Annotated in this window: 12 protein-coding genes; 3 read left to right on the forward strand and 9 right to left on the reverse strand. The window is 65.4% G+C overall.

Features of this window, described 5'->3' with window-relative positions:
* Positions 1-127: 127 nt before the first annotated feature.
* Positions 128-433 (forward strand): hypothetical protein, encoded by a 306-nt coding sequence (locus tag ACLV74_RS21295; protein WP_411881414.1) that lies wholly within the window; start codon positions 128-130, stop codon positions 431-433.
* Positions 434-654: 221 nt separating this feature from the next.
* On the opposite strand, the gene priA is transcribed toward ACLV74_RS21295, so the two are convergent.
* Genes priA through hemE form a run of 3 tightly spaced genes read right to left on the reverse strand, consistent with a single transcriptional unit; the run spans position 655 to position 4,332 of the window.
* Entirely contained in the window at positions 655-2,847 is a 2,193-nt protein-coding gene (gene priA, locus ACLV74_RS21300) for a primosomal protein N' (RefSeq protein WP_411881415.1), read from the reverse strand.
* Positions 2,844-3,173 (reverse strand): hypothetical protein, encoded by a 330-nt coding sequence (locus ACLV74_RS21305; RefSeq protein WP_411881416.1) that lies wholly within the window; start codon positions 3,171-3,173, stop codon positions 2,844-2,846. The genes priA and ACLV74_RS21305 overlap by 4 nt, the downstream gene beginning before the upstream one ends.
* 49 nt (positions 3,174-3,222) lie before the next feature.
* Positions 3,223-4,332 (reverse strand): uroporphyrinogen decarboxylase, encoded by a 1,110-nt coding sequence (gene hemE / locus ACLV74_RS21310; protein WP_411881417.1) that lies wholly within the window; start codon positions 4,330-4,332, stop codon positions 3,223-3,225.
* A 134-nt stretch (positions 4,333-4,466) separates the two neighbouring features.
* On the opposite strand from hemE, the gene ACLV74_RS21315 reads away from it, so the two are divergent.
* Complete coding sequence (locus ACLV74_RS21315) at positions 4,467-4,832, forward strand: aminoacyl-tRNA synthetase (RefSeq protein ID WP_411881418.1); 366 nt, start codon at positions 4,467-4,469, stop codon at positions 4,830-4,832.
* On the opposite strand, the gene ACLV74_RS21320 is transcribed toward ACLV74_RS21315, so the two are convergent.
* The gene (locus tag ACLV74_RS21320) at positions 4,813-7,326 is read right to left on the reverse strand and encodes an EAL domain-containing protein (RefSeq protein WP_411881419.1); all 2,514 of its coding nucleotides are present in this window, start codon (positions 7,324-7,326) and stop codon (positions 4,813-4,815) included. The genes ACLV74_RS21315 and ACLV74_RS21320 overlap by 20 nt on opposite strands.
* Before the next feature lie 253 nt (positions 7,327-7,579).
* Here ACLV74_RS21320 and ACLV74_RS21325 point away from each other — a divergent pair, with 253 nt between their 5' ends.
* Positions 7,580-7,876 (forward strand): RNA recognition motif domain-containing protein, encoded by a 297-nt coding sequence (locus ACLV74_RS21325; RefSeq protein WP_411881420.1) that lies wholly within the window; start codon positions 7,580-7,582, stop codon positions 7,874-7,876.
* A 7-nt stretch (positions 7,877-7,883) separates the two neighbouring features.
* On the opposite strand, the gene ACLV74_RS21330 is transcribed toward ACLV74_RS21325, so the two are convergent.
* The 5 genes from ACLV74_RS21330 to ACLV74_RS21350 form a co-directional block, all read right to left on the reverse strand.
* Entirely contained in the window at positions 7,884-9,197 is a 1,314-nt protein-coding gene (locus tag ACLV74_RS21330; protein ID WP_411881421.1) for a class I SAM-dependent methyltransferase, read from the reverse strand.
* A gap of 165 nt (positions 9,198-9,362) precedes the next feature.
* Positions 9,363-10,145 carry a hypothetical protein gene (locus tag ACLV74_RS21335; RefSeq protein ID WP_411881422.1) on the reverse strand — a complete coding sequence of 261 codons (783 nt, stop codon included), beginning with the start codon at positions 10,143-10,145 and terminating at the stop codon, positions 9,363-9,365.
* A 78-nt stretch (positions 10,146-10,223) separates the two neighbouring features.
* On the reverse strand, positions 10,224-10,676 hold the full coding sequence (locus tag ACLV74_RS21340) for a CoA-binding protein (protein ID WP_411881423.1): 453 nt from the start codon (positions 10,674-10,676) through the stop codon (positions 10,224-10,226).
* Positions 10,677-10,712: 36 nt separating this feature from the next.
* Positions 10,713-11,384, reverse strand: a complete 672-nt coding sequence (locus tag ACLV74_RS21345) for a thioredoxin family protein (RefSeq protein ID WP_411881424.1) — start codon at positions 11,382-11,384, stop codon at positions 10,713-10,715.
* Positions 11,385-11,434: 50 nt separating this feature from the next.
* Positions 11,435-11,912, reverse strand: a 478-nt coding sequence (locus tag ACLV74_RS21350) for a thioredoxin family protein (RefSeq protein WP_411881425.1), incomplete at its 5' end; no start/stop codon positions are given.

The raw sequence follows: 11,912 nt of genomic DNA on the forward strand, positions 1-11,912 counted from the left end.
CGCTACTTTTGATGGAGCACGTTATTCAGATGAGACAAGCCTCAGCGCTGATCTCTGCGGTCGAAGTCGCCAAGCTATATCGCAGTGCTTTGCGGTATGCATTAAATTGGACGCCGGAAGGCGGCATATGAGCGTACCGGTAAGCCTCGCTGAACTGCTTGCCGCCTACGAATGGCTCAGTGCTGGACAGGCGGCCGCAATCGACTGTCAAGTCTATGTAGGTAGAAAGACAGGCTCGATACATTGGCGTGGCGAAGGCATCGACGAAGAACTTCCGGGCGATATCGAAGACGGTAACCTGTACATCGCGTTTCCGCAGAAAAACGAGTTCGACCTGGGTAGTTCTCTCGTACTTCGCTTTGTGAAAAAGCATCTTCCCCAGCACCAGGAAGCGGTCCACGCGTTCTTTCGCAAGAAAGGCGCATACGCATAATTCAAATCTTTGCTGACTCGCGTGGGTCAACTCGACGCATGGCACGAGTATGAGCGCGTTGCTACAGAAAATGAGTTACGCAAGTGGTGCGAAGACAATGGCTTTGAGCTCGGTGCATAGCTGGTCGAGGTCGATGCCTGAGTGCTCCATCGTGAGGACTTCCCGCTGAAAAGTCCGGGTCGAGCCTCTCATGTCAACACGAACCGCAACCGGCCACTCCATCAAATCGCAATCGGGTCCACATCAATCGCCCAGCGAATCAGGCTCTTGAACTCAGCCTGCTGGCGCGTTTCAAACAACACCGGTTGCCAATTCGCCAGGAAGCGCTGCAGCGCCGCGCGCGAGGGGCTTTCGACCAGCATCTGCGCGCGTTCGATATTGGCCACGCGCTGAATCGTCATGGGCACCGCCGGGTAGGCCGTGACCTGGCCGTTGCCGGTGAGTTGTAAGGCTTCGGCCTGGGCCGCCGCCGCGTTGAGGAAGCCTTGCGCCACTTCCTGGGTGCGCGCCTCGGCCCGTACCAGCGCCGAAAAGCCGAAAGGCGACATGCCGGCCGCTTCGCGTTCGGCCAGTTGCTGGGCCGCAAAACCCGCGTAGTCGTGCTGCTTGAGCGCGGCGAACAAGGGGTGCTCGGGGTGGAAGGTCTGCACCCACATTTCGCTGGCGCCGCTGTGGCGCGCGTCGCGGCCAGCGCGGCCGCCGGCCTGCATCAGCAGGCTGAACAGGCGCTCGGGCGCGCGGAAGTCGCTGGAAAACAGCGCGCCGTCGGGGTTGATGGCCGCCACCAGCGTGATGTGCCGGAAGTCGTGGCCCTTGGCGATCATCTGCGTGCCGACCAGCACGTCGACCTCGCCGGCATGCACGCTGGCCAGCTGTGATTCGAGCGCGCCCTTGAGCCGCGTGGTGTCGGCGTCGATGCGGGCGATGCGCACGGGCTCGCCGTCGGGCCGCTTCACGCCGGCCAGCAGTTCGGCCAGGTGCTCTTCCAGGCGCTCGGTGCCGCGGCCCACGGGCGCGATGTCGATGTTGCCGCAGCTCGGGCAGGCGCGCGGCACGCGTTCGGTGAAGCCGCAGTGGTGGCAGCGCAGGGTGCGGTCTATCTTGTGGAAGACGCGGAATGCGCTGCAATGCGGGCACTCGCTTTTCCAGCCGCAGTCGTGGCAGGCCAGCACCGGCGCATAGCCGCGCCGGTTCAAGAAGATCAGCGACTGCTCACCGCGCGCCACGCGCTGGGCGATGGCCTCCAGCAGGGGCGGCGCGATGATGCAGTGCTTGGGCTGGTGGTTCATGTCCACGCGCCGCACGGTGGGCAGGCTGCCGGCGTCGCCCGGTTCCCGCGCTTTCGGCGGTGAGTAGGGATCAGGCTGCGGCCCGGCGGAGTAGGGCGCGGCTTCCTCGCCGGTCGACGGCACCGTGCCAATACGTTCGTCCATGACCAAGCGCTGATAGCGCCCCGCCAGCGCGGCCTGCCAGCTTTCCAGCGAGGGCGTGGCCGAGCCCAGCAGCACGCGGCAGGGGCCGTGCGCATGCGTGGCGTCTTCGGTTTCTACCTTGGCGCGGTAAATCGCCAAGTCGCGCGCCGAATAACGCGCGCCTTCCTGCTGCTTGTAGCTGGGGTCGTGTTCCTCGTCGACCACGATCAGGCGCAGGTGGGGCATGGAGGCGAACACCGCCATGCGCGTGCCCAGCACCAGGCGCGCATGGCCGGCATGGGCCGCCAGCCAGCTTTTCAGGCGCTGGGCCGGCGTCAGGCCGCTGTGCAGCGCCACCACGCGCTCCTTGCCCAGGTGGGCAAAACGCTCTTCAAAGCGCGACTGCAGCTGCGGCGTGAGGTTGATCTCGGGCACCATCACCAGCACCTGGGCGGCGGGGTCCAGTTCCAGCACGCGGGCGGCGGCGCGCAGGTAGACCTCGGTCTTGCCGCTGCCGGTGGCGCCGAACAGCAGCGCCGGCCGCGTATCGGCATCAAATTCGGCCAGCACGGCGGCCTGTTGCGCGCTGAGCGTCAGCGCCCGGCCGCCGGCCTGCTCGCCGCGGGTGTCGGCCATGGGGCGTTTGAGCCGCCGCGCCAGTTGCACATTGCTGAGGTCGCGCAGTTGCGGCGGCAGCGCGGCCAGCGCCACCTCCCCCAGCGAGCGCTGGTAATAAATTGCGGTGAACTGCACCAGCTTGCGCCAGGTGGCCGACAAAGGCGGCAGGCCTTCCAGCGCGCCGGCAACGTGGCGCGTCTGCATTTCCAGCAGCGCGCCGCTGTCGGGCAGCACTTCCCAGACCACGCCCAGGACCTCGCGTTTGCCCAGCGGCACACGCACCAGCGCCCCCACCGGGAGTGGCAACTCACTCTGGTAAGTCAGCGGCCCGGCGATGGAACTGTGCGCCGGCGCTGCCACGACAACTTGCAGCCAATTGCTCATTCAGAGTAACTAAATGTATTTACTTCTGGCGATCTACATCCAGACAATGCGCTAAGTGCTTGATTTGCCACCGCTTTACAGATTTCCAGATTTTCTGTGGATAACTTTGTTGATAGCTTGTCGTCGAGCGTCGCGAAGCCTTGTAAATCAAGGGTTTGCTTAAATTGCCCGGAAAAAAAGCAATTTAAAGTCTCTATATAAATCAATGACTTACGAACGCTATTGCTTTGATAGCGCGAGGTGGACCGGAACGGTTTCATTGCGGCGGCGCAGCAAGATTTTTGTGCATAAGTCCAGCAGCCAATGCCCGGTTTTGTGCTAGCCATGGTTGGAATAGGCCCTCTGCCGGCGGTTTGGGGGCGTACGCGCAAAGCTTTAGCTACGGGCGATGCGCATGCTGCGAGAGTAAGCGTGCACTGCGCGCACCAGCACTTCAACGCTTTCCGGCGGCGTGTGCTGGCTGATGCCGTGCCCCAGATTGAAGATATGGGTGGGCCCGGCCTTGTCGGGGTCGGTATGGGGCGCGCCGAAGCTGTCCAGCACCGCGGCCACCTCGGCCTCAATCTGCGCCGGGTTGGCAAACAGCACGTTAGGGTCCAGGTTGCCCTGCAGCGCCTTGGCCTGCGGCCCGTGCTCGCCGACCAGGGCGCGCGCCTGGGCGAGGTTGACCGTCCAGTCCAGGCCCAGCACTTCGCAGTCGAGCTGGCCCATGGCTTCCAGCCACTGGCCGCCGCCCTTGGTGAACACCAGGCGTGGAATCTTGACGCCTTCATGTTCGCGCTTGAGCTGGGCCAGCACGCGGGCCGTGTAGGCCAGGCTGAAGGTTTTGAAGGCCGCGTCGGCCAGCACGCCGCCCCAGCTGTCGAAAATCATCACCGCCTGGGCGCCGGCCTCGATCTGCGCATTCAGGTAGGCGGCCACGGAGTCGGCGTTCACGGCCAGCATTTTGTGCATCAGGTCGGGGCGCTGGTACAGCATGGTCTTGACCAGGCGGTAGTCGTCGGACCCGGCGCCCTCCACCATGTAGCAGGCCAGCGTCCAGGGGCTGCCCGAAAAGCCGATCAGCGGCACGCGGCCGTTCAGGGCCTTGCGGATCGACGTGACGGCGTTGAAGACATAGCGCAGCTTCTCCATGTCCGGCACTTCGAGTCTGGCCACGGCGGCCTCGTCGCGCACCGGCGTGGCAAAACGCGGGCCTTCGCCCAGCGCGAAAGACAGGCCCAGGCCCATGGCGTCGGGCACGGTCAGGATGTCGCTGAACAGGATGGCGGCGTCCAGCGGGTAGCGCTCCAGCGGCTGCAGCGTGACCTCGGTGGCGTAGTCGGTGTTGGTGGCCAGGCCCATGAAGCTGCCGGCCTGGGCCCGCGTGGCCTTGTATTCAGGCAAATAGCGGCCGGCCTGGCGCATCAGCCAGACGGGGGTGTGGGGGGTGGACTGGCGCAGGCAGGCGCGTAAAAAGCTGTCGTTTTGGAGAGGTGCGAACATGCACCGATTGTCTCAGAGCCGCCTCACGCCTCCTTTGCCCCGGGGTATATGGGATATATACCCCGCTGGCATCCGCGCGGGTTCGGACTTACCATGGCTGAACGGCTTCCCAGGGACATAGAAGGGACACTTCCATGCGCATGAACGACCAGGAATATTTCCGCAGCTGCATTGCCAAAGAGCGGCACCTGGCGCAGTTGCTGGGGCATACGCATATCGAGGAATGCTATGAAAGCGCGGGCACGCTCTGGGACAACGCCCAGGCCTTGCCGCAGTGGACGCGCGACTGGCGCGCCTGCGGGCCGCTCATGACGGCCCATGGCATCACGGTGGCCTATGAAGGCGAGGGCGCCGCCATAGGCGCCACCACGGTGCACTTCAGCGACCACCCGGGCCGCGACCGCGCCGTGATGTACGGCATCGTCAGGGAGGTGATCTTCCGGCTGGAACACCAGCACCCCAAAGCGGCAACCCCCGCCCTTACATCCGCAGCGTCTTGATAAAGGCTTCCAGTTCGTCAATCGGCAGCGGCTTGCAGAACAAATAACCCTGGTAGCAGTCGCAGCCGTGGCGCGATAAAAAGTCGCGCTGCGCTTCGGTTTCCACGCCCTCGGCCACCACGCCCAGGCCCAGGCTTTGCGCCAGGCCAATGATGGTGCGGGCGATGGCGGCATCGTTGGGGTCGCGCAGGATGTCTTCGACAAAAGACTTGTCGATCTTGAGCTGGTCCAGCGGCAGGCGCTTGAGGCAGGACAGCGACGAGTAGCCCATGCCGAAATCATCCAGCGACAGGGTCACGCCCATCTTCTTGAGGCGGGCCATCTTGGTGATGGTGATCTCCATGTCCTCGGCCAGCAGGCTTTCGGTCAGCTCCAGCTTGAGCTTGTGCGGGCTGACTTTGGTTTCCTTGAGCGCGGCCATCACGAGGTCGACGAACTCGGGGTGGCGGAACTGGCGCACGCTGACGTTCACCGCGATGCTCAGCGCCGCGGTTTCGGGGCGCCGGGCCCAGGCCGCAAGCTGGCGGCAGGCCGTCTCCAGCGCCCACTGGCCCAGCGGCAGGATCAGCCCGGCCTCTTCGGCCGCCGGGATGAACTCCGCCGGCTGCACCATGCCGCGCTCGCCGTGCTGCCAGCGCAACAGCGCCTCCACGCCCGTCATGCGGCCGTCGCGGCCCACCTGCGGCTGGTAGTAAAGCAGGAACTGGTGTTCGCGCAGGCCGCGGCGCAGGTCCGACTGCAGGGCGGCGCTGGCCGTCACTGCCGCCTGCATGGCCGGGTTGAAAAAGCACACCGTGTTGCGCCCGGCCATCTTGGCCTGGTACATGGCGAGGTCCGCCTGCTTGAGCAGGTCGCCGATGTTGTTGAGCGTCTGGTTGAAGGCGGTCACGCCTATGCTGCAGGTGCTGTAGTGCTGGTAGCCCGCCAGGCTGTAGGGCTCGCTGAGCGCGGCCAGGATCTGCCCGCTGACGATCTCGGCCTTCACCGTCGCCTCGCCCGGGTCCTGGCCCAGGTCTTCGAGCATGACCACGAACTCGTCGCCGCCCAGGCGCGCCACCGTGTCGGTCTGCCGCACGCAGGCGGCCAGGCGCTTGGCCACCTGCTGCAGCAGCAGGTCACCCTTCTGGTGGCCCATGGTGTCGTTGAGTGTCTTGAAGTTGTCCAGGTCTATGAACATCAGCGCGCCTTCGCGCGGATGGCGCAGGTTGTGGCTCAGCGCCTTGTCCAGCCTGTCCATCAGCAGCTGGCGGTTCGGCAACTGGGTCAGCGGGTCGTAAAAAGCCAGGTGCTTGATCTCGCTTTCGGCCACCTTGCGCCGCGTGATGTCGCGTCCCACCGCCACCCAGTGCGTGACGAAGACGCCGGCATCGTCGGCCACCGGCACGATGTCGACCTCCATCCAGAAATGCCTGCCGTTCTTTTTGTAGGTGATGAGTTCGGCCTGCACCGGCTCGCCCTTCTGGAAGGCGTTGCGCAGGCGCTCGAGTTCGCCGCGCTGCGTCAGCGGCCCGCACAGCAGGCGCGGCGACTGGCCCAGGGCTTCCTCGAGGCTGTAGCCCGTGTGCTGTTCGAAGGCATTGTTGGCGAAGATGATGCGCAGCCCCGGCTTGCCCGAGGGCACGGCTTCGGCGATCAGCACGATGTCGTTCAGGCGCGAGATGCTGGTTTCCAGCAGCATGAGCTGCTCGCGCGCCTGGCGCCGGTCGCTGACGTCGCGAAAGTAGATCGCCAGCCCGTCGGGGAAGGGGTAGGCGCGTATCTCGAACCACTTGTCCAGCGGCGCATACAGGGCCTCGAACTCCACCTGGTAATTGCCCGCCACGGCAGCCCGCACCTGCTCCGAAAACAGCGTGTTGATGGCCCCCGGGAATTCCTTCCAGATGCTTTTGCCCAGCAGCTCGGTCGGCGGCCGGCCCAGCAGGCGCGCGCCTTCGCGGTTGAGGTAGCTGAAGCGCCACTGCGGGTCCAGCGTGTAGAAGCCTTCGGTGATGCTTTCCAGCGTGATGCCCAGGCGCGTGGCCAGGCGCTGGGCGTCTTCTTCCGTCTGCTGGGTGGCCTGAAGCGCCTGGCCGTTCCGCGCGTCCAGTTGCGCAGCGGCCAGCCCGGCCAGCGTCTCCAGGTCTTCTTCCTGTTCGGGGCTGAGGTTTCGCGCCGTCTTGTCCATCACCGCCAGCACGCCCAGCGGCGTGCCGTCTTCGCGGCTCAGCGGCAGGCCGCGGTAGAAATAAATTTCGGGTGCGCAGCGCGCGGGCAGCGGCGGCTGGCGCGGCGGTGTTTCCAGCGTGGCCTCGCAAAGGGCGACCAGCCCCTCGCGCTCTTGCGCGGAAAAACCGGTGCCCGCGTGGAATACGGCCTCGTCGCCTTCCAGGGCCACGACGATGGCAATCGGCACGCCGCAGGCACGCGCGGCCAGCCGCGCCAGCCGGTCGGCGCCGGAATGCGGCAGAACATGAAGCGCGAACGCGGAATCCAGGGTGGGAACAGCAGCGGACACGGGCAAGCACCTGCTTTTCAGACATTCAATCAAACATGCTGACGCATGGCGCGGCGGTTTCTTCAGGAGATTTGCAAGCGTTGACGGTAAAGCGTTGCAAAACGTTCCGTCACGGACTTGCGCGCGGTTTTGTCCTACGCTGTGGGTCGCCGCCACCGCACGGAAGGCCGCAGGGACGCCCCTCAAGCTGCACCACTTCCCGCACTCGCAGTGAGACTTCCCCGTTTTCCGTTTTTATTCCAGGCAAGGACCCATGAGCCCTCTCGAACTCGACCAGTTGCAGCAATGCCCTGACATCGCCACCCTGCAGACTGTGCTGAGGACCATGTGCGCGCGTTTCGGCACGGTCACGCAGCTCAATATCCTGCCAGCCGCACATGCCGGCAAGCATCAGGCCCTGTGTTTTGTGCGCATGGCGACCGATGAGGAAGAGCAAAAATTGATGAGCGGCCTGGGCATAGGCCGCTTCGGCGGTGAACTCGTCGTGGTGGTCGACTTGCGCGTGAATGAAGCGCAGCAGACCGCCGACCTGTGGCGTTCCGCCGCCTAAGCCTGACTTACTTCGCCGCCGCGACCTCGACCGACATGTGCCTGAGCAGCAAACGCTCCAGCGCGTTCAGCGTCTCATAGGATTCGGCGAAATCCGCGAACAGCGTGGCGTTGTCGGGCGCGGCGGCCTTGCCTTGCCAAGCCGCGCGAAAGAGATCAAAAATTTCGCCGAAGCTGCGTCGGCCGTCTATCAGCGCCAGGATCTTCGCGCCGTACTTGCCCGGGTTCACCGTGATGGAAACGCCTGAATGCTGGTGCCTGAGCATGAAGGGCTGGCCGCGGCTGTTGCCGAAGACCTGCGCGGCCAGCTCGGCCGTCAGGGGCTCGTGGTAATAAAAAGGCACGTAGTCGGTATCGCCGTAGGGTGCGGTGCATGCGGCATTGCGCGTCAGGTACAGCGAATGGGTGATGATGTTGCCGCCCATCAGCTCAGCCATTTCATACTGTTGCCTCACCGGCAGTTTGCGCAGCGCCGCAGCCATGGCCGGCGGCTTGCTGCCCAGCACCATGTGCGGCAGGTAGGGCGCGCGGCCGCGCTGCACGTCGGTGAAGGCCAGGTGCAGGCCGTGGACGTCGCCTAACCAGTCAAACAGTTCGCCGACGCTGTACGAGCGGTCCTGCGAATGCAGCAGCAAGTCGTAGAGGCCGGCGTCGCCGGCCTTGTGGTCGTGGTGCAGTTCTTCACTGCGCTTGAACCAGTTGCCCGGCGGCAGGCTGGCCAGGATGTCGCGGGTGTTGGCGATTTTGCGCTGCGCGTCCGTTTCGTCGCCGTTGACCAGGCGCATCAGCGCCTGCATCTGGTAGACGCCGATGCGGCCGGTGGTGGCATAGACCATGAGGCCGATGGCGCCGCCCTCTTTCAGCACGCTGAGCAGCGCCTTCAGGCCCAGGTCCGGGTCGGCCAGGTGGTGCAGCACGCCGCTGCAATTGATGTAGTCGAATTGTCCAAGCTGCGCGGCCAGCGCCGGCAGGTTCAGCAGCGAGTCGTGCACCCAGGTGATGTTGGTGAGCTTGCGGATCTGCGCGCGCTCCTTGGCCAGCGCGATGCTGGCCTCGCTCATGTCCAGGTGCACGATCTGCGCGTCGGTGTGGCGCAGCTGCTCGGCCAGGAAGATGGTCGCGTCGCCCGTGCCGCCGCCGGCCACCAGCGCCCGGAAGCCCTTCTGGAAAGACTGCTTTCCGGCAAAGCAGTAGTGGTTGATCATGGGCAGGTCTTCCAGCCAGGTCAGCGCCAGCCGCCTGTGCTCGTCCTGCGGGTCGCAGGGCGGGTAAGGCAGGGCTTCGTACTGGTTTCTGACCTCGGGCAGGTAGTTGTCGGGCATGGGGTATTCCGGAATGGACGGCAAATAGCTATTGTCTCCGGCCGGAGACGTGTCTCTTTTCTTAACCAAGTGACAGCACGGAACCGGCTTCGCCGGGCCGTAGATGTCGCTCCCTGAGGGGGGATCCCGCTACACGCAGTGAGCGGAGAAGGGGGTGAGCTTGCTCTACCTGACGGGTAAGAACTGCAGGAACGTACCGCCTAGCAAGTTCTGCACGTAAGTGATCACCGCACGGCGGTATTTTTCGGTCAGCACCGATGACAGCAAATCCAGCCGGCCGATGACCTTGCCGAACTCGCGCTCAAAGCTCAGGTTGCGTTCGCGCTCGCTGATCTCGTCGGCCAGCAGCAGCGGCTGGCCCGCGGCATTGCGGCGGTTGGACAGCATCCACACGGCGATCTCGATGTTGCGCGCGGCGTTGTAGATGTACTGCGCGTCCAGGCTGTCGGTCAAATAGAAAGACGTCTTGCCGCCGTGGGCCGTGACCACCATGTCGGCGCTGGCGTAGATGAAGGCCGCCACGCGGTCGCCTTTGAAGTCCGGGCCCAGCGCCAGCGACAGCGCGGCGATGTCGCGCCGGCCCTGCAGCTCGGGCCAGGGCGTGCGCGTGTCGACCGCCACGCGCAGCTGCGCCAGCGCCGCGTCGCGGCTGATGGGGCTGGTCTTGCGCCATTCGGCCGGGTTGCGGCGGTAGAGTTTGTCGGCCAGGCGCAGCAGGCTTTCGAGGTTGCCCTGCATGCCCAGCGTGGCCATGCGGTTCACGTCCGACTGGCCCACCTCGCTGGGGGCCATGGGTGCCACCTGCGCCTCGCCCCGGTGCGTGGGCGCCGGGCCGGCGCAACCGGCCAGCGCGGCCATGGCCAGCAACAGGGGAAGAGAGGAGAAAGAAGAAGGGGACGGCAGAACGGCGGATGTGGGGGAAGAGGTGGGTGCCGTGCGCAGGGACATGGCACATTCTCAGCGGCGGCGGTGCGTCGCGCAAGCCTTGGCTTTCCCGGGCCGCCGGCGGCGGCCGCGGAACCGGGTTCAGGCCGGCGCCGGCGCGTTGTGCAACAAGCCGCGCGACTGCAGCACGCGGTGGTCAATCTTGATGCAGTGGTCCTGCACCACCAGCAGGCCGGCGGCTTCGGCCTTGGCCGCGGCGCCCGGGTTGCTGATGCCCAGCTGCATCCAGACCGCCTTGGCGCCTATGGCAATCGCCTCGTCGACCACGGGCGGAATATCCTCGCTGTTGCGAAAGCAGTTCACCAGGTCGATTTTTTCGTGGCGCGCGGCCTCGGTCAGGGTGGGGTAGGCCTTCTCGCCCAGCACCTCGGTGGCGTTCGGGTTCACCGGGATGATGCGGTAGCCGTTGGCCTGCATGTAGCGCGACACGTCAAAGCTGGCGCGGTGCGGATGCGGCGACAGGCCCACCACCGCGATGGTGCGGCAGTGGTTCAGGATGTGCGGCATGCGATCGGCGGGAGACGGAGTGGTCATGGTCGGTTCTTGTTTCCTGGGGGTGGCCGAAATGGCTTACGCCGCATCCTTGTACTTGACGGAGCAGCCGTAGGCGCGGCTGGTTGCCACGCTCAGCGGCTTGCCGCCCAGCGCCTCGCCCAGGCCCTGGCGCACGTAGTTGGTGGCGGTCTTGATGTCGTCGACGCGGGCCGAGGGAATGCTGTCGATGCCGCCGGCATACACCAGCTGGCCCTGCGGGCTGATGATGTACATGTGCGGTGTGGTCCTGGCGCCGTAGAGCTGGCCGACCTTGCCCGATTCGTCCATCAGCGTGGCCGTGGGCTGGCCCTGCTTTTCGGCCATCCAGCCGGCGAGTTTGCCCGGCGCCAGGTAGTCGCCGCTGCTTTCTTCTGTGGAGTTGACGGCCAGCCACACCACGCCCTTGGCGGTGAATTCCTTTTGCAGGCTTTGCATGTTGCCGCTGTAGTGCTTGCGCACAAAGGGGCAGCCGGGGTTGGTCCACTCCAGCACCACCAGCTTGCCCTTGTAGTCGCTCAGGCGGTGGGTTTTGCCGGCGGTGTCGACGGCGGAAAAATCGGGCGCCGCCTGGCCGACGGCCGCGGCGGCGGCCTGGGCGGAGAGCGGGAAAAGCGCGGCCGGGGCCAGCCAGGGCGCGGCGGCCAGGGCGCCGGAGAACTGCCGGCGTGTCAGCGGGGAAATGGAAGTGGCGGGGGTGCGATTCGACATGGCTTGAACTCCTTTAAAAAGAAATCAACGACAAGATCAAAGACAGGGACTTACAGCTTGGCCAGTTCGGCCCTCACATCAGCGACCGAAAGAATCTCCGACAGCACCACGGGCGCGCGGCCGGGTTTGTAGATCACATACACCGGCACGCCGCTGCGGCCCAGCTGGGCCAGCGCCGCCGTCACGGCCGGGTCGCGCCGCGTCCAGTCGGCGCGCAGCAGCGCCACGTTTTTTGCCTGGATGTCGGCCAGCACGGCGGCATTGGAGAGCGTGGTCTTCTTGTTGTACTGGCAGGTCACGCACCAGGCGGCGGTGAAATCCACGAACACACTTTGCCCCTGCGCGGCCAGCTGGTCAACCCGGCCCGGTTCCCAGGCCTGCCAGCCGCCGGCCGTGGGCGCGGCCGAAGCCAGGGCCACAGGCCGCGTGATGTTGGGGCCCATGGACCACAGGCCCAGCGCGCACAGCGCGATGGAAAACGCCGCCAGCAGCGTGCGCGCCGTGCCGCGCAGGGTGAAGGCCCAGATC

Origin of the sequence: Polaromonas sp. YR568, from assembly GCF_943369415.1 — a bacterium.
Taxonomy (GTDB): Bacteria; Pseudomonadota; Gammaproteobacteria; order Burkholderiales; family Burkholderiaceae_C; genus Polaromonas.

Bases quoted from the DNA above. Each gene is read 5' to 3' on its own strand.
- ACLV74_RS21330 (WP_411881421.1), bottom strand. From the start codon at position 9,197: ATGCCCGACAACTACCTGCCCGAGGTCAGAAACCAGTACGAAGCCCTG.
- ACLV74_RS21340 (WP_411881423.1), bottom strand. From the start codon at position 10,676: ATGACCACTCCGTCTCCCGCCGATCGCATGCCGCACATCCTGAACCAC.
- ACLV74_RS21345 (WP_411881424.1), bottom strand. From the start codon at position 11,384: ATGTCGAATCGCACCCCCGCCACTTCCATTTCCCCGCTGACACGCCGG.
- ACLV74_RS21315 (WP_411881418.1), top strand. From the start codon at position 4,467: ATGCGCATGAACGACCAGGAATATTTCCGCAGCTGCATTGCCAAAGAG.
- ACLV74_RS21305 (WP_411881416.1), bottom strand. From the start codon at position 3,173: ATGGCTAGCACAAAACCGGGCATTGGCTGCTGGACTTATGCACAAAAA.
- hemE (WP_411881417.1), bottom strand. From the start codon at position 4,332: ATGTTCGCACCTCTCCAAAACGACAGCTTTTTACGCGCCTGCCTGCGC.
- priA (WP_411881415.1), bottom strand. From the start codon at position 2,847: ATGAGCAATTGGCTGCAAGTTGTCGTGGCAGCGCCGGCGCACAGTTCC.
- ACLV74_RS21295 (WP_411881414.1), top strand. From the start codon at position 128: ATGAGCGTACCGGTAAGCCTCGCTGAACTGCTTGCCGCCTACGAATGG.
- ACLV74_RS21325 (WP_411881420.1), top strand. From the start codon at position 7,580: ATGAGCCCTCTCGAACTCGACCAGTTGCAGCAATGCCCTGACATCGCC.
- ACLV74_RS21335 (WP_411881422.1), bottom strand. From the start codon at position 10,145: ATGTCCCTGCGCACGGCACCCACCTCTTCCCCCACATCCGCCGTTCTG.